15 protein-coding genes and 1 pseudogene are annotated in these 16585 nt (G+C 58.9%); 11 read left to right on the forward strand and 5 right to left on the reverse strand.

The features are described from left to right. Nucleotides 1–258 precede the first annotated feature (258 nt). Entirely contained in the window at nucleotides 259–1902 is a 1644-nt protein-coding gene (gene pckA / locus ACR809_RS09915; protein WP_004148802.1) for a phosphoenolpyruvate carboxykinase (ATP), read from the forward strand. A gap of 49 nt (nucleotides 1903–1951) precedes the next feature. On the opposite strand, the gene ACR809_RS09920 is transcribed toward pckA, so the two are convergent. Beyond that, the gene (locus ACR809_RS09920; RefSeq protein ID WP_002910717.1) at nucleotides 1952–2428 is read right to left on the reverse strand and encodes a GNAT family N-acetyltransferase; all 477 of its coding nucleotides are present in this window, start codon (nucleotides 2426–2428) and stop codon (nucleotides 1952–1954) included. A gap of 98 nt (nucleotides 2429–2526) precedes the next feature. On the opposite strand from ACR809_RS09920, the gene ACR809_RS09925 reads away from it, so the two are divergent. The 3 genes from ACR809_RS09925 (at nucleotide 2527) to ACR809_RS09935 (ending at nucleotide 5873) form a co-directional block, all read left to right on the forward strand. After that, the gene (locus ACR809_RS09925) at nucleotides 2527–3453 is read left to right on the forward strand and encodes a LysR family transcriptional regulator (protein WP_002910715.1); all 927 of its coding nucleotides are present in this window, start codon (nucleotides 2527–2529) and stop codon (nucleotides 3451–3453) included. A gap of 303 nt (nucleotides 3454–3756) precedes the next feature. Next, nucleotides 3757–5052: an MFS transporter gene (locus ACR809_RS09930; RefSeq protein WP_122051648.1), complete on the forward strand. Its 1296-nt coding sequence runs from the start codon at nucleotides 3757–3759 to the stop codon at nucleotides 5050–5052. 11 nt (nucleotides 5053–5063) lie between these two features. After that, nucleotides 5064–5873, forward strand: a complete 810-nt coding sequence (locus ACR809_RS09935; protein WP_162992530.1) for a substrate-binding domain-containing protein — start codon at nucleotides 5064–5066, stop codon at nucleotides 5871–5873. Here the strand turns inward: ACR809_RS09935 and ACR809_RS09940 are convergent. Both ACR809_RS09940 and ACR809_RS09945 read right to left on the reverse strand, forming a co-directional pair. Continuing rightward, complete coding sequence (locus ACR809_RS09940) at nucleotides 5848–6747, reverse strand: LysR family transcriptional regulator (RefSeq protein ID WP_004152315.1); 900 nt, start codon at nucleotides 6745–6747, stop codon at nucleotides 5848–5850. The genes ACR809_RS09935 and ACR809_RS09940 overlap by 26 nt on opposite strands. A gap of 109 nt (nucleotides 6748–6856) precedes the next feature. After that, nucleotides 6857–7339 carry a cold-shock protein gene (locus ACR809_RS09945; RefSeq protein ID WP_002910657.1) on the reverse strand — a complete coding sequence of 161 codons (483 nt, stop codon included), beginning with the start codon at nucleotides 7337–7339 and terminating at the stop codon, nucleotides 6857–6859. Between the two features lie 190 nt (nucleotides 7340–7529). Between ACR809_RS09945 and ACR809_RS09950 the strand changes: the two genes are divergently transcribed. Further along, nucleotides 7530–8228 carry an RluA family pseudouridine synthase gene (locus tag ACR809_RS09950; protein ID WP_004197491.1) on the forward strand — a complete coding sequence of 233 codons (699 nt, stop codon included), beginning with the start codon at nucleotides 7530–7532 and terminating at the stop codon, nucleotides 8226–8228. Nucleotides 8229–8253: 25 nt separating this feature from the next. On the opposite strand, the gene ACR809_RS09955 is transcribed toward ACR809_RS09950, so the two are convergent. Next, a complete protein-coding gene (locus ACR809_RS09955) occupies nucleotides 8254–8793 on the reverse strand; it encodes a DUF2058 domain-containing protein (RefSeq protein WP_002910652.1) in 540 nt (179 codons plus the stop codon). A 114-nt stretch (nucleotides 8794–8907) separates the two neighbouring features. Next, a complete protein-coding gene (locus ACR809_RS09960) occupies nucleotides 8908–9237 on the reverse strand; it encodes a gamma-glutamylcyclotransferase family protein (RefSeq protein WP_002910650.1) in 330 nt (109 codons plus the stop codon). A 112-nt stretch (nucleotides 9238–9349) separates the two neighbouring features. Between ACR809_RS09960 and ACR809_RS09965 the strand changes: the two genes are divergently transcribed. The 6 genes and pseudogenes from ACR809_RS09965 (at nucleotide 9350) to ACR809_RS09990 (ending at nucleotide 16583) form a co-directional block, all read left to right on the forward strand. Then, nucleotides 9350–9568, forward strand: coding sequence for a hypothetical protein (locus ACR809_RS09965; RefSeq protein WP_306462391.1), 219 nt, complete (start codon nucleotides 9350–9352; stop codon nucleotides 9566–9568). Nucleotides 9569–9805: 237 nt separating this feature from the next. Continuing rightward, a complete protein-coding gene (tssK, locus tag ACR809_RS09970; protein WP_064162191.1) occupies nucleotides 9806–11146 on the forward strand; it encodes a type VI secretion system baseplate subunit TssK in 1341 nt (446 codons plus the stop codon). Further along, nucleotides 11143–11796, forward strand: a complete 654-nt coding sequence (gene tssL / locus ACR809_RS09975; protein WP_122051213.1) for a type VI secretion system protein TssL, short form — start codon at nucleotides 11143–11145, stop codon at nucleotides 11794–11796. The genes tssK and tssL overlap by 4 nt, the downstream gene beginning before the upstream one ends. 3 nt (nucleotides 11797–11799) lie before the next feature. Further along, the gene (locus ACR809_RS09980; protein ID WP_122051214.1) at nucleotides 11800–13497 is read left to right on the forward strand and encodes an OmpA family protein; all 1698 of its coding nucleotides are present in this window, start codon (nucleotides 11800–11802) and stop codon (nucleotides 13495–13497) included. 183 nt (nucleotides 13498–13680) lie between these two features. Next, nucleotides 13681–13805: pseudogene (locus ACR809_RS09985) on the forward strand (hypothetical protein). Nucleotides 13806–13955: 150 nt separating this feature from the next. After that, nucleotides 13956–16583: a type VI secretion system Vgr family protein gene (locus ACR809_RS09990; protein WP_122051215.1), complete on the forward strand. Its 2628-nt coding sequence runs from the start codon at nucleotides 13956–13958 to the stop codon at nucleotides 16581–16583. The last annotated feature ends 2 nt before the right edge of the window (nucleotides 16584–16585 follow it).

A 16585-nucleotide genomic window follows, 5' to 3' on the forward strand; every position in this document is an offset into this window, starting at 1 on the left:
AAGGCTATGCAATTTTAGCATAGCGCATAGAAACTATGCAATTAACATAATTATCGACAGGTGTTAACATTTTTTGGAAAGTTGAGATTTATGAATGCATATCGGCGACCCTACATGAGCACGATATGAAATCGCGACTCACGGTTATTTATTGCTTTATTTCATTGTCCAGGACTTATCTTATTAAATAGCCGGCGACGATGACGAAAGCAATGAATAACCCAGGCCTCTTACCTTAAATAGTTTGTCAGGAGTTCCATGTCACAACAAATTGAATCAGTAAAAATGGCTCTGCAGGAGCTGGGGATTAATGCAAGCGGCGAATTCTTTTACAACCCTGATTACGATTTGCTTATTGCACATGAAACCTCTCCTGAGCTGACCGGCGCGGCCCGCGGCGTGATGACCGACTCTGGCGCTGTGGCTGTTGATACCGGGATCTTCACCGGCCGTTCGCCGCGCGATAAATACATCGTCCGCGACGAACAGACTCGCGACACCGTCTGGTGGGCAGACTCCGGCCTCGGCCGTAATGACAATAAGCCGTTATCGCCAGACGTGTGGCGCAGCCTGAAAAGCCTGGTCGCGGGCCAGCTGAGCGGCAAAAAACTGTACGTCATCGACGCCTGGTGCGGCGCCAGCCCGGACACCCGTCTTGGCGTACGCTTCGTCACCGAGGTGGCGTGGCAGGCCCACTTTGTCAAAAACATGTTCATCGTGCCAAGCGCCGACGAGCTGGCCAGCTTTACGCCAGACTTCGTGGTGCTCAACGGCGCGGGCTGCACCAATGCCAACTGGCAGGCGCAGGGGATGAACTCCGAGAACTTTGTCGCCTTTAATCTGAGCGAGCGTATTCAGCTCATCGGCGGTACCTGGTACGGCGGCGAAATGAAGAAAGGGCTGTTCTCGGTCATGAACTACCTGCTGCCGCAGAAAGGCATCGCGTCGATGCACTGCTCGGCCAACCGTGGCGAAGCAGGGGACGTGGCGCTGTTCTTCGGCCTCTCCGGGACCGGGAAAACCACCCTGTCGACCGATCCGCATCGTCAGCTGATCGGCGATGATGAGCACGGTTGGGACGATGACGGCGTGTTTAACTTCGAAGGCGGCTGCTACGCTAAGACCATCAATCTCGATCCGCAGGCGGAGCCGGAGATTTATGGCGCCATCCGCCGCAATGCGCTGCTGGAAAACGTGGTGGTGCGCGCTGACGGCAGCGTGGATTATGCCGACGGCAGCAAAACCGAAAACACCCGCGTCTCCTATCCGCTGTCGCATATCGACAATATCGTCAAGCCGGTGTCCCGCGCGGGCCATCCGTCGAAGGTGATTTTCCTTGCCGCCGATGCGTTTGGCGTCCTGCCGCCGGTCTCCCGTCTGACCACCGAGCAGATGCAGTACCATTTCCTGTCGGGTTTCACCTCGAAGCTGGCGGGCACCGAGCGTGGCATTACCCAGCCGACGCCGACCTTCTCCGCCTGCTATGGCGCGGCGTTCCTGCTGCTTCACCCGACCCAGTACGCCAGCGTCCTGGCGGCGAAGATGGCGGAATCCGGTGCCGAAGCCTGGCTGGTCAACACCGGCTGGAACGGCGAAGGCAAACGCCTGTCGCTGCGCGATACCCGCAGCATCATTAGCGCGATCCTCAACGGCACTACCGGCCCGCTGCGCGAGGAGACCATCCCGGTGTTCGGTCTTGCGATCCCGCAGAGCATTCCAGGGGTAGACAGCGCGGTGCTGGATCCGCGTAATGGCTGGAGTTCAGCGGATAAATGGCAGGAGAAGGCCGAGAGCCTGGCTCAGCTGTTTATGGATAACTTCAAGCAGTACAGCGATACCGAAGCGGGCGCGCGTCTGGCGCTGGCCGGTCCGCAGCTGCAGAAGAGCGCGGTCGAAGCCTGATCCGCGGCCAGCAGGTCGACGCCTGGCGCCGACCTGCTGGCGAGCCGCTTTACTCCGCAAAGGCCCGCAGCGCATCGCCAGTGAGGCGATAACGCACCCACTCATCCTGCGGCTGCGCGCCAATGCTCAGATAGAAATCAATCGCCGGCTGGTTCCAGTCGAGCACGCTCCACTCCAGACGCCCGCACTGACGTTGTACAGCATATTGCGCGATGGTTTTCAGCAGCGCTTTTCCGGCGCCGATCCCGCGATAGTCGGGGGTGACGTACAGATCCTCCATATAGATACCATTGCGTCCAAGCCAGGTGGAGTAGCTGGTGAAGAACACCGCGTAGCCCACCGCTTTGCCCGCCACCTCGCAGATCAGCGCTTCGGTTTTGCTGCCGCTGGCAAACAGTGTCTCTCTGATCTCCTCTGGCGTCGTCACTACCTCTTCGGGGGCTTTCTCGTAGACCGCGAGTTCATAAATCATGTCGTAGATAGCGGTGGCGTCGTCCGGGGTGGCCTGGCGGATTGTGATGCTCATGGGGTGTCCTGTATCCATAGTCAAAAGAGAGCAAAATTGCTGACCCTGAGGATAAGCGGTATTGTGAAAAGAATTAAGTGCAATGAAATCAGCAAACGATGAATATTATGCATCCTGTCCTGCGCCGGATTGACCTCAACCTGTTGCCGGTCTTTGACGCGGTCTATCGCTCCCGCTCGGTACGCCTGGCGGCGGAAGAGCTGGCGATGAGCACCTCGGCGCTGAGCCATGCGCTTTCCCGGCTGCGCAGCGCCCTCAACGATCCGCTGTTCTACCGCGAAGGCCACCGGATGTGCCCCAGCGTCTATGCCAGCCAGCTGGCGCCCTCTATCGCTTCGGCGCTGAAGTTTCTCAACCAGGAGCTGACGCCGCCGGCGGCGTTTGTGCCGGCCGCCAGCACCGACTGCATGCAGATTGCGATCACCGATTTCACCGCGTTCTGCGTCTTTCCGACGCTGATGCATCATCTGCAGCGTGAGGCGCCCGGGCTGCGGTTTGAGCTCCGTTATCTGCCCCACAGCCCGGCGCTGACCGAGCTGCTGGCGGGCGAGGTCGACCTGGCCCTCGGGTTCAATACCCCTGACGAGCCAGCCCATCCCGATCTTGAGGAGATTAACTGGCTGCGGGACGAATATGTGGTCATCAGCCAGGCCAACCGGACGGCGCTGACCCTGGACGCCTACCTTGCGGCCCGTCATCTGGTGGTGACCCCGTGGAATGAGCGGCAGGGGGTGCTGGACTGTGAGCTGGAGCGACAGGGCTATTCGCGGCAGGTGGCGATGAAAACCCCCTCGATGCTGAGCGCGCCCTTTATTATTGAGCAGAGCGACCTGTTGATGGCGCTGCCCCGGCGGGCGGCGGAGACGATGGCCCGCGCCGCCCGGCTGACCATTTTCCCGCTGCCGTTTCCGGTTCCGCCGTTTGACGTCAAGATTTACGCCCACCAACGCAGCGGGAAACGCGAGGCTACCCGCTGGCTTATCTCCCTGTTGCAGACGCTGGTGGGGGAGTCCACCGCTTCCTGACGCGCTTTCCAGCCGGCAGGGTATTTCGTTACCCCAGGCCAGGTTTTATGCCGTCAACCCACGGCGACATATCCTGGCCCCGGTCACAAAACGGAAAACTGACTTTTTCGCCGTCACCCGCGGCGTGGTTAGGACGGTGTGTGTTAAATGATTGTATGTAAAAGTAATGTTAATTAGTTAAATGTTATTCATGCGTAAAATGCATTAGTGGATGCGTTTATTACGCTTATTTCGTTCCCGGTTCTGTTTCAGTCTTCAGCGACAGGCGCGCGACAACGCGTGGATAACAAACTGGAGACCTGCATGCATTCAACAACCTCACAGATGAGTACCCGTGACCGGATCGGCGCCATTCTGCGCGTCACGTCCGGTAACTTTCTCGAACAGTTCGACTTTTTCCTGTTCGGGTTTTATGCCACCTACATCGCCCATACCTTTTTTCCGGCGAGCAGTGAATTCGCCTCGCTGATGATGACCTTCGCGGTCTTTGGCGCCGGCTTTTTGATGCGCCCCATCGGCGCTATCGTACTTGGCGCCTATATCGACAAGGTGGGGCGGCGCAAGGGGCTGATCGTCACCCTGTCGATCATGGCCACCGGCACCTTCCTGATCGTGCTGATCCCCTCTTATCAGACCATTGGCCTGTGGGCGCCGCTGCTGGTGCTGATCGGCCGTCTGCTGCAGGGCTTTTCCGCCGGCGCCGAGCTGGGCGGGGTGTCGGTCTATCTGGCCGAGATCGCCACCTCGGGCCGCAAAGGCTTTTACACCAGCTGGCAGTCGGGCAGTCAGCAGGTTGCCATCATGGTGGCAGCCGCGATGGGTTTTGCCCTCAACGCGGTACTGGAGCCGAGCGCTATCAGCGACTGGGGCTGGCGTATTCCGTTCCTTTTCGGCTGCCTGATTGTTCCGTTCATTTTTATCCTGCGCCGTAAGCTGGAGGAGACCCAGGAGTTTACTGCCCGCCGCCATCATCAGGCGATGCGCCAGGTATTCGCCACCCTGCTGGCGAACTGGCAGGTGGTTATCGCCGGGATGATGATGGTGGCGATGACCACCACCGCGTTCTACCTGATCACCGTCTATGCCCCGACCTTTGGTAAAAAGGTGCTGATGCTCAGCGCCTCTGACAGCCTGCTGGTCACGCTGCTGGTGGCGATTTCCAACTTCTTCTGGCTGCCGGTGGGCGGGGCGCTGTCCGACCGCTTTGGCCGCCGGTCGGTGCTGATCGCCATGACCCTGCTGGCGCTGGCTACCGCCTGGCCTGCGCTGACCATGCTGGCGAACGCCCCGAGCTTTTTGATGATGCTGAGCGTGCTGCTGTGGCTGTCGTTTATCTACGGCATGTACAACGGGGCGATGATCCCGGCGCTGACCGAAATTATGCCCGCCGAAGTGCGCGTGGCAGGTTTCTCGCTGGCCTACAGCCTGGCGACCGCGGTGTTTGGCGGCTTCACGCCGGTGATTTCCACAGCGCTGATTGAGTATACCGGTGATAAAGCGTCTCCCGGCTACTGGATGAGCTTTGCCGCCATCTGCGGCCTGCTGGCCACTTGCTACCTCTATCGCCGTAGCGCCGTTGCGCTGCAGACGGCACGTTAATCAGGGAGAAGATGATGCGTAAAACGACAGGAACCCTGCTCGCCACGCTGCTGCTGGCCGCCACCGGCGGCAGCGCGTTGTCCGCTGAGGTCACCGTGATGATCTCCGGCGGCTTCAAAGCGGCGCTGGAAAAGCTGGCCCCGGCGTGGGAAAAACATACCGGCAACCACCTCGTGGTGATCCCTGGCCCGTCGATGGGAAAAACGCCGCAGGCGATCCCTAACCGTCTGGCGCGCGGCGAACACGCGGACGTGGTGATCATGGTCGGGGACGCGCTGACCAGCCTCGAGAAAGCGGGCCGTACGCAACCGGATTCGCGCCGGGAGCTGGCCGACTCGCCGATCGGCGTGGTGGTGAAGGCGGGGGCGCCGCTGCCGGCTATCCACAACGCAGACCAGCTGCGTGCGACGCTGCTGGCGGCGCCATCGGTCGCGTACTCCGACAGCGCCAGCGGACGCTATGTCAGCTCGACGCTGTTCCACACCCTGGGCATTGATGACGCGATGCAGAGTAAAGCGCAGATGGTGGAGCGCATTCCGGTGGCCTCGGAAGTGGCCAAGGGACGGTATGCGATCGGTTTTCAGCAGGTGAGCGAACTGCTGCCGGTGCCCGGCGTAACCTTCGTCGGCGAACTGCCGGATAACCTGCAGTACATCACCCGCTTTGCCGGGGCGGTGACCATCAGCGCCGACCACCCGCAGGAAGGCAAGGCGCTGCTGAGGTATCTGGCGTCACCGGCGGCGCAGGAGACCATCCACGCCACCGGTATGCGAAGCGTAGCCGCCGCCGCGCCGGTCAGCCAGAAGGATACTGTTCAATAATCAGCTTCTCCAGCTCTGCCGCCACGTAGGACTGAATACGGCCGCTGAGGCGGATCAGGCCTACCGTACGCGTGACCACCGGGTCGGTGAGCGGCACAGCGCGGAGAACGGAATGCTCCCCGGCGGGCATCGACATCGCGGGCACGGCGGCAATGCCGATGCCCGCTTCCACCATCCCCAGCATCGTGGTGACGTGGCGGGTTTCGCAGATACTTGGCCGCGCCGGCGTCAGATGCGCCAGCTCCCGGTCAAGCAGCGTCCGGTTGCCGGAGACCCGATCCAGGCCAATATAATCCTGTTCAAAATACGCCTGCCAGCTTAGGTGCGTCTTGCGCGCCAGCGGATGATCGTGCCGACAGGCGGCCACATAGCGGTCGTCGGCAAGAGGGGTGAATTCGATACTGGCTGGCAGGTTTTTGGCAAAGCAGAGGCCAAAGTCAGCCTGTCCGCTGCTGACCGCCTCGATCACATTCCCGACGCTGCTGTCAATCAACCGGATGCGCACCTGGGGATAACGCGCCTGAAAGCTGCGGATGATTTCCGGCATAAAGTAGTAGGCGGCGGAAGGCACCGTCGCCACCGTCACCAGCCCGGTACGCGCCTTGCTGACCTGGCTGATATCCGCCAGCACCGTCTCGACATGGGCCAGCAGCTGCTCCGAACGTTCGGCAAAATTTTGCCCATACAGCGTGAGGGTCACCCGCCGGGTGGTGCGATCGAACAGCCGGTTGCCCAGCGCCGTCTCCAGCTTTTCGATGCGTCGGCTAAGGGCCGACTGCGACAGGCAGATGGATTCGGCCGCCAGCCGAAAACTGCCATATTCCATCAGGGCGCGAAAGGCGTAGAGATCGTTGAAGTCAAAATTTACGGGCATGGCGGCATCCTTATCGGCTCTCTGGCGCCATCGCCCCGTCCGGCGAGGGGCGATGGCGGGTAGCATATCGGGCAGGACTTCGGGCGCGCGGGAAACCGCGCGCCAGGGCTTACACCTTAAGCAGTTTTACCGTGGCATCGATATCGATTTCGTCTTCCGAAAAAATCAGGGTTGTCCCCTGAAAGGTGGTGATCGCCAGCTTTTTCACCGAGCGCATCTCTCCCGGCTGCACCGTGGCTTTTGGCCGGATGCTGTTCATCAGCAGCCCGACCGACAGCACGGCGTTTTCTTTATCGACGCGGGTCTCGACCGGCTCTTCTTCCCGGTACACCACATAGGATTTGATGGAGGTCAGCTTCAACCGCTCGCCGGCAATATAGATATATTTGCTTTCCGGAATGACCTTCACCGCGTAGGCCGACAGCCCTTTATTGTTGGTGGTAGGTTCGAAAGTCACCGCCGCGTCTTTCTTGATAAGATCAGGATTGGCGACCTTAATCACGTGAAAATAACGATTTTCGCCGTTTTCATCTTTGATAAATCCAAAACCTTTATCTTTAAACCACGTTGTGATTGTTCCGTTCATCGCCATTACCGTATTACTCGTTGGTTAACACAAATTTTGCAGCGCGCAGTGTAAAGCACATTGCCTGTACAGGCCATGCCTTTGCGATAAGTGTGGGTGATAAATGACGCCGCCGCGAGGGCGGATTGTGCGCCAGCATCGTGCCGGTGGGCAAAATGGGGTACTATCGCCAGCCACTCCTTCTTCGGGCCGCCTGATGTCCACCATTATCGATACCTTTGTCGCGCCGCCGTGCCGCGAACAGATCACCCTCTTGTATCAGGACGAACACCTGGTGCTGATCAATAAGCCCGCCGGGCTGCTGAGCCTGTCGGGCAAAGATCCGCGCAACCTCGACTCCGTGCATCACCGGCTGGTTCAGCGCTTTCCGGGCTGCACCCTGGTGCACCGCCTGGACTTCGGCACCTCCGGCCTGATGGTGATCGCCCGCAACAAGGGCATTAACGCCTTGCTGTGCCAACAGTTCAGCCAGCGCACGGTGGACAAGGTCTATACGGCGCTGCTGTGCGGCCACCTGGCGGAAGACGAGGGGATAGTGGAGGCGGCAATCGCCAAAGATCCGGCCCGTTTCCCGCGCATGGCGCTCTGCGCCCGCCACGGCAAACCGGCGCGTTCGCGCTATCGGGTCATAGACCGCCTGTATCAGGCGCGAGAAGGCGAGAGGGCGCTGGCGTTAACCCGGGTGACGCTCACCCCGGAGACCGGACGGACCCATCAGCTGCGTATTCACTGCCAGCTGCTGGGCTATCCGATCCTTGGCTGCGATCTGTACGGTGGCCGGGAGCTGCCCGGCACGGAATGCGCTCCGCGGCTGATGCTGCACGCCAGCGAACTGCGTTTTGTCCACCCCGTCAGCCATGAGCCGATGCATATCCAGCAGGCGAGCCCGTTTTGATCGCCCGCGGCGGGAAAGCCCGGGGTTACCACATCAGATCGTCGGGCACCTTAAAGTCGGCGTACGGATCGTCTTCATCCTGCTCATCCTGACTCAGGGCGCTGTGCAACACGATGCTGCTGGCGTCGCGCTGGGCAATTTTCTCAGCCACTACCGCCGGAATAATCGCATATTCACCTTCGGGCTTGTTATCCACCGCCAGGCGGGCAATCGCCAGACGGCCGTTAATCAGCTGGGTCTGGGTGGGCTTGTCGACCATGATTTTTTTGATCAGATTATTATCGGTAAAGTTAAAGCCGATATCGCCCCGGGCGACCGTAATGCGGTTCATCTCGATCAGCTGCTTGACCTGAGCTTTATACTCTTTCGCCAGCACCGCCTGCTTTTGCTGCTCGCTAAGCTGTTTATCACGTTCCAGCTGGGCTTTTTTATTTTCTTCCACCGCTTCCCGGGCCTCACGGGCCTGAACGCGGGATTTTTTCGCCGTCCTCTGGACTTTAGCCATTTTTTTGCTGCTGACCAGGCCGGCTTTGAGCATCTGCTCTTGTAAGGTGAGTTTTGTCATCTGCGTGTCTGAAACTGAGGAAACATCTGGCAAGTATACCTGCATTGGCAGAAACGACGCCAGACTCGCGATCGCGCTGGGCTGCTGTACCATGCCGCGCGGCGCGGCGGGGGATTACCCCCGGGGCTGAAGCTGATAAATCCAGGCGCTGATCTGCTGTCCATCGTCGGTGGTCACTTCCACCGGCACCCGATCGTACCCTTCCTCAAAGTCGTCCAGCATGGGCCAGTGCGCCGCCAGCCGATCGGACAGGAACAGATAGCCGTTGACCCGTGGGCCGTGAGCGTCGAGGACGATCCCCGGGAAATCGGCGGCTGCGCCCCAGCCGCGCGCGTAAAAGGTGCCGGTGACGTAGCCGGGACGCCACTCGCCCCCGATCGCCTCCAGAATATGCGCATTGCTGCGACCGGGACAGAGCGTCCCATAGACAAATAGTGGTTTCATTTTCTCTCTCTCGTTCGCCCTGACACCCGCCCACAGCGGAGCGGGAAACCAAAATACGGGGTAATGCAGCGCCTGGCAATGGCCGGGTGGGGCGGGGCGCTCCTCCGGGTATCTGGCAGTTGCCGGGGGAGATTCTGGACTCAGCGCTACTGAGGGTGTATCGATTGCGGTGATATTTTTATTATTATTTATATTTAAGGTAAATATAAATATTCCTGACGGAGGGATTAATTCGCTAATTAATATTCAACAGGAAAATAATAAAAGGGTCGCTTATGGAATATTCCTTCTACATGTGATGACCGAGAGCAATAAAGCTACCTTGGGTTGAATTCAGATATTATTTAGGGCCAGGCGTTACCTCCCCCTGACTCTTTCGCTTTATGATAAACATCCCTTGACCAAAAAATATCATCTGACTTCGAAACTCTCGCGGGCAGGGGAGATATTTCCTTTCCCTGAAGCGGCAGGTAATAAATCCAGCCGAACACACGGCGGATGAGGGATATCCGTCCGGGCATTTGGTCCTGTCTGCAGACCAATGAAAGCGAAAGGCACAGGAGGTGCAATGAAGATTTTCCGCCCATTATGGCGCGACGGGGCTTTTCTGGTCCCGCAGCAGTTTCAGCAACAGGCCCGCTGGGACGCGCACGTCGCCGATACGGTCTCCCGCATGGCTCTCGCCCACCCGTGGGGGGTATTGCGCGCGGAGTTTGACGCGAGCGCGCTCACCCTTTCCCGGCTCAACGCTACCCGGCTGATCGTGCGTTTCGCCGACGGAACGCTGATTGACACCGAGCTGGCGGATATTTTGCCACCGGTCCGCGATGTATCGGACGTGATGCAGGACAGCGTGGAGGTTATGCTCGCTCTGCCGCTGCTCAGCGCCAGCGGCGGCAATCTTGATGACGGCCAGGAGAGCGCCCGCCCGCGCCGCTGGCGCGCCGAGCAGGTGACCGTCCAGGAGCTGGCCGGCCATGAACGCAGCGAGCTGGCCGTTCTGCGGCACGCGCTAACGCTGCGTCTCTCCACCGAGGAAAATGCAGCCTTCCTCACCTGCCCGGTAGCGCGTCTGGTGCGCGACGCCCAGGGGCAGTGGATCGTTGACCCGGAATTCATCCCGCCGCTGCTGTCGCTGGCGGCAAGCCCGACGCTGGTCAGCGAGCTGGGCGAGCTGTTACATCGCCTGCAGGCCCGACGCAGACGCCTGATGGCCATGCGTCGTGAAAGCAATGCGCGGATGGCTGATTTTGCCGTGGCGGATGTTTCCCTGTTCTGGCTGCTCAACGCGCTGAACAGCGCTGAACCGGTGCTCAGCGAGCTGCATCAGGACCCTTCGCGCCATCCGGAGCTGCTCTATCGCGAACTGGCCAGGCTGGCCGGCAGTCTGCTGACTTTCTCCCTTGAACATCATCTGGAAGCAATCCCCCGCTACCGACATGCCTCGCCAGAGCAGGTATTCCCGCCGCTGTTTGCCCTGCTGGATACGCTGCTCGAAGTCAGCCTGCCCTCAAGGGTGATCGCCATCGCTCTGGAGCAGGGCGCCGACCGGGAGATCTGGCGGGGCAGGCTGCACGATGCGCGGCTGCGCGAGGGGGCGGATTTTTATCTGTCGGTGCGCTCTTCACTCCCCCCTCACCAGCTACAGAGCCGTTTTCCGCAGCTCTGTAAGGCGGGTAGCCATGATGATGTCGCCGAGGTCGTCAATATTGCCCTCAGCGGCATCGCGATCAAACCGCTGAGCCATGTGCCGGCGGCCATTCCGCTACGTCTGGAAAACCAATATTTCGCTCTGGATCTCTCCACCGATGCCGCCCGCGCGATGCTGGAGGCCGGCAACTGCACCTTCTATACCCCGGAATCGCTTGGCGACGTGAAACTTGAACTCTTTGCGGTACTGCGCTCATGAATATCTCTGAAAGCGATCTGATCAACAAAACCTTTTACCCGGGCTGGCTGATGGTCAGCCAGTTACGCTGCGGCCAGCCGGTGACCGATGGCGAGGCGCTCTATCGCCAGGCCTGTCGATGGGTGACCGAGGCGCGCGAGGCGCTGACGGCGGGGGGAGTCAGTGAAGCCAGCGCTGAGCAGATGCTCTATGCCTACTGCGCGCTGCTGGATGAGAGCGTCCTCAACCGCGCCAGTCAGGATGATGGCTACCGCAGGTGGCGCAAGGATCCGCTGCAGGCGCGCTTTTTCAGCACTCTCAACGCCGGGGAAGAGCTCTGGGAACGGATCCGCCAGCTGCTGCGAGAGCCCACGGCGGATGCGGCAGTGCTGACTTGTTTCTATCGTACTTTGCAACTGGGGTTTGTCGGACAGTACCGCGCCCAGGATGACGAACGGCGTGAGGACGTGGCGCAAGCGCTTGGCGCGCGGGTCCCGCCGTTCAGCCTGACCCAGGAGGCGCCGGTGGTGGTTCGTGCCTCCCGGCTGCGCAGCGGACGGCGGATGTACTGGTGCGGCTGGGCGGCTGGCATTGTGGCGCTGGCGGCGCTGTGGTTGACCTTCTCCTCCGTGCTGTCACAGATGGTGGCGCAGATAGCAGGGCAGGGATAAGAGATGCGTGATAACGCCCGTCGTCTGCTTACGATACTGACCGTCATCCTGGCCCTGTGGCTGGTGCTGGGCTTCTGGCCGCTGTCCATCGGCAACCAGGTGATCTTCAGTCTGTGCATCCTGCTGGCGGGCGGCGCGGCGCTCTGGCGTCAGCGTCGCCGGGCAGTCAGCCGTCAGCGATCGGAAATCGTCCTGCCACCCGAGGATTTTCAGGGGGCGGTGGTTCTGGTCTGCGGGGATACCGACGGTCTGTTTCCCGGGCGTTCGGCGCACGGCGAAACCCGTCACGGCTGGTATCTACGGGGAGACAGCGCGGAGCAATTGCCGGGGCTGGCGCAGTACCTGGCGGCGGCGCGTCCGGCACTGGTATCGCAGGTTTCCGTGCTGCTGGCGGTGGTACCGGAGCACCACCCCTCCGGGGAGCATCTGGCGCAGTCGCTGCGCGACTGGCGGCGGAGTATCGTTCAGTGCCGAACCTGGCTAAACGGTCTGCCGCCGGTGTGGAGCGTGTTCTGGGTGACGCCGCCAGGCGGCCAGGCAGGGGAAAGCCGCTGGTTTACCATCACGCCGGAGAGGGCTGGTCTCCAGGTGCAGCAGAAGGGACAAGCGCCCCAGTCGGTTGCCGGGTGGCAGCGGGAGGGCAGCTCTGCCTCACGCCTGCATCAGACGCTGTGGCTGGAGAGCATTCTGACCTTGGCCGAAAACGCTCTTTTCCGGCCATTCCGCGCCCGGCAGGCGGAACTTCCTCCGCTGAACCTGTGTGCCGCGGGCATCTGCCTTACGCCGGTGGCGGCGGTGGCGAATAACCTCTGGCAACAGCAAATCGCCGGGATCACCACGCTCTCCCCGGGCAACGACGCGGCGCCAGGTCCTCACCCGCTGCCGGATCTTCTTCTGTCGTCACTGCCGCACCGCCACGGGGTCAGCCGCCGGATGCGCGATGCCGGTCTTGCCGCTGGGGTGGGCTTCCTCTTTCTGGCGCTGGCGATGCTGGCTTCCTTTATCAACAACCAGCGCCTGGTGCGCAGCGTCGGCGATCATCTGGCGGTGTATCACCGCCTCAGCGGCACGCCGCCGACGCCGAAGCTGCAGGCGCAGCAGCGTCTGCGTGCCGACAGCCGCCTGCTGGATGACTGGTTGCGCCGGGGGGAGCCGCTGCGTTATCGGCTGGGGCTGTATCAGGGGGGGCGGCTGATCCCCTTCGTTGAAGCCGCTATCAATGACTGGGCGCCGCCCCCGCCGCCGCGTCCGGTCATTAAGCAGGTTGTGCAGGGGCCGCAGACGATCCGCCTCGATAGCATGGCGCTGTTCGATACCGGCAAATCGGCGCTGAAACCGGGTTCGACAAAGCTGCTGGTGAACTCGCTGCTGGGCATTAAGGCCAAACCCGGCTGGCTGATCGTGGTGGCAGGCCATACCGACAGCATCGGCAACGATAGATCCAATCAACAACTCTCCCTGAAGCGTGCCGAGGCGGTCCGCGACTGGATGCGCGATACCGGCGATGTGCCGGAGAGCTGTTTTGCGGTGCAGGGCTACGGCGCAAGCCGTCCTGTCGCCAGCAACGAGACGCCAGAGGGACGGGCGCAAAATCGCCGGGTGGAGATCAGTCTGGTCCCGCAGAAGGACGCCTGTCTGACGCCGGGCACGGCCAATACCTCAGGAGCAGAGACTAACGGATTAAAAAGCGAAACCGAGTAATCCGCGACCCCGATCGCGGAGGTTGAACAACAATCTGCCTGCCTGACCTTGTGCGCTATGGGTCCCTGATAAACAGGAAACAGCGATGGGCGGTAGCGTGCCTGCAGCCAGTCAAACTTGTCGGCAAAGCGGGGCCTCTGCGGGGATGAAGCGCAGGAAAGGGGATGGATAAAGGAGATCATTATGGATAGCGCTAAGGACTGTGGCAGAGAAATGCTGGCGGCGATAAACGTTGAAGGCTCCGGTTTCTGGCTGCTTTTTTTATTTCTCAGTCAGTGAATATAAATATCCCTGGGGTTACCTTTTAGTTACGAAACTCCTGGTGGGGTATCTGATATATCGATATGCACATAAATATATTTATGATGAATGAGATGATTATCATTAAACAAAATTAAACAGGGCGTCCTGTGAATTGATTTTTGATAGTCATTACAGTGGAGTAAAACAGGAATATAATGGATACCTCTTCAATAATTACCGGCACCACCCTTAACCGTTACCAGCTGGATATTCCTTCATGTACCGCATCGCTGGATGTGGAAGAATTCAGTGGGGCAGAAAAACTGAGTGAACTTTATTATTACACTATTACGTTTACCAGCGCAGAGAAAAATATTGATGCCGCACAGCTCCTGAACAAACCCGCCATGCTGACGATGGGCGGCGGCGCACTGCAGCAGCTGGCGGACTGCAAACGCGTCCATGGTGTGGTGACTGCCTTCCGGCGTATCAGCAGTTCAGAAGATCAGTCGAAATATCAGATAACCCTCGAACCCTTCCTCTCCTTACTGGATAAACAGTTTCGCAGCCACCGTTTTTTCGTGAATAAATCGGTGCCGGAGGTGGTGGAGCAGGTATTGCAGGAACATCACCTGCATGACTGGGAGTATGAGTTTTATCTCAAGCAACACTATCCACGGCGCGAGCAAATTAATCAGTATCAGGAGAGCGACCTGGCGTTTATCCAGCGCCTGCTGGCAGAGGTAGGGATATTTTATTTCTTCACCCTGCAGGAAGAGGCCCAGAGCGAAGTGGTCCATTTCGCCGACGCGCAGCGGGCGCTGATGTTCGATAAAACACTTCCTGTAAACAGCCCGTCCGGGATGAGCGACAGCGGTACGGAATCGATATGGGGTCTGAGCATCACCCACAATGTCGTAGAGGCGAACGTCACTACCCGGGATTATAACCCCCGCGATGCGCAGAGCGTTCTCCAGTCGGCAACAGCGGATATGACCCGGGGAAATGGTGAAGGCATCACTTACGGTGAGGTATACCACTATAAGCTTCGCCACCGGGAGCGTGGCGATAAAATCGACCCGCAGACGGAGACCGCCAACTTCTATGCCCGCCTCGACCATGAGCGTTTTCTGGCTCACCAGACGCTTATTACCGCGATCAGTACTGCAGCCTGGCTGGCGCCGGCCCAGGTGCTGACCGTTACCGACAGCCTGCCGTCGACCCTGCCTGCGCCCGTACAGGATCCGCTGTTAATCACCGGCACCGGTTTTACCGCCAGCCGCCGGGAGGCGCTGCGGGTGTCCCTGCTGGCGGTGCCCTACAGCGAAACATTGTGCTGGCGTCCGCCGCTGCTGCCGCGCCCGAAGGTGACTGGCACCATGACGGCGCGGGTGACCAGCGCGAAGGCGAATGATATCTATGCCTGGCAAGATGCGTCCGGCCTGTACCGGGTGAAATTTGACGCTGACAGAGAGGAGAAAGGGCAGGGTCAGGAAAGCATGCCGGTGCGTCTCGCCAAACCCTACGGCGGCGACGTGTACGGCTTTCACTTCCCGCTGATCCAGGGCACGGAGGTGGCGATTGCTTTCCACGAAGGCGATCCCGACCGGCCGTATATTGCGCATGCGCTGCATGACTCGCGGCATGTCGACCCTGTGACGGAGAAAAACAGCACCCGCAATGTGATTCGTACTCCGGCCAATAATAAGCTGCGAATGGAGGATAAGCGCGGCGAGGAGCATATCAAGCTCAGCACCGAGTACGGCGGCAAGACGCAGCTGAATTTAGGACATAACGTTGATGCCAGCCGCAAGCTTAGGGGGGAAGGGTTTGAACTGCGTACCGATTCGTGGGGAGGGATCCGCGCGGGGAAAGGGATATTCATTACTGCGGACAGCCAGCCTGAGGCACAAGGGAAAGTGCTGGATATGGCTGCAGTACATTCCTTGTTGACGCAAGCCGTTAGTCAAATGGAGTCTCTTTCACAGGCAGCATCAGCAGCAAAAGCACAGCTCTTGCAATATGAGCAACAACAGGCACTGATGGAAGAGAAGTTACTTGCGCTAAAGCAGGCTGTATTACTGATGAGTGCACCAGAAGGTATTGCTTTAGCCAGTGGAAGTCATCTTCAGGCAGTTGCAAGCGAAAATATTTATATGACTGCAGGGCAAAATGTTGAACTGGGAGCAAAGAAAAATATTACTCTTGCCGCTTCTGAAAAAATATCAATCTTTACCGAAACTGAGGGCATAGAAGCTATTGTGGCCAAAGGCGATCTAATATCACAGGCTCAGTCAGGAAATATTGAAGTAATAGCTAAGCAAAATATTTCGCTGACCAGTACAACAGAGGGTATGACTTTTACAGCGGCAAAAACTTTAACGTTTACCTGTGCTGGCGGGGCATACATTCGCCTGTCCGGAGGAAACATCGAGTTAGGCTGTCCTGGTGATATTATGATGAAGCAAAGTAAGCTTCTCTACAGTGGCCCAGCTTCTATGCAGTCAAATATTCCAGAACTTCCTGATAGTGGTCCACAGTCAATGAGTTTTATGCTCTTAGATGCTCTTGGTAATGCTGCGCCATCTACTATGAAAGTGAGTCTTTTTGATAGTAAATCAAAAGAACAAATATGGAGTTCTGCTTTTAATGATGGAGAGTCAGGTTGTTTTGAACCGCCTGAAAGTGAAAATTTTCATGCAATAATTGGCGATGATAAATGGACGAGCCTTTTTTCTTATAACGATGAGCATGATATTGAGGATGAGACTGATGATGACCTGGATTTCGATGAACATGGTCCGCAATATGATGGTGAATTAAACGAACAAGATAAGGAATAGCC

The sequence above is a fragment of the Klebsiella sp. CD33 genome, assembly GCF_051992865.1.
Classification (GTDB): Bacteria; Pseudomonadota; Gammaproteobacteria; order Enterobacterales; family Enterobacteriaceae; genus Klebsiella; species Klebsiella pneumoniae.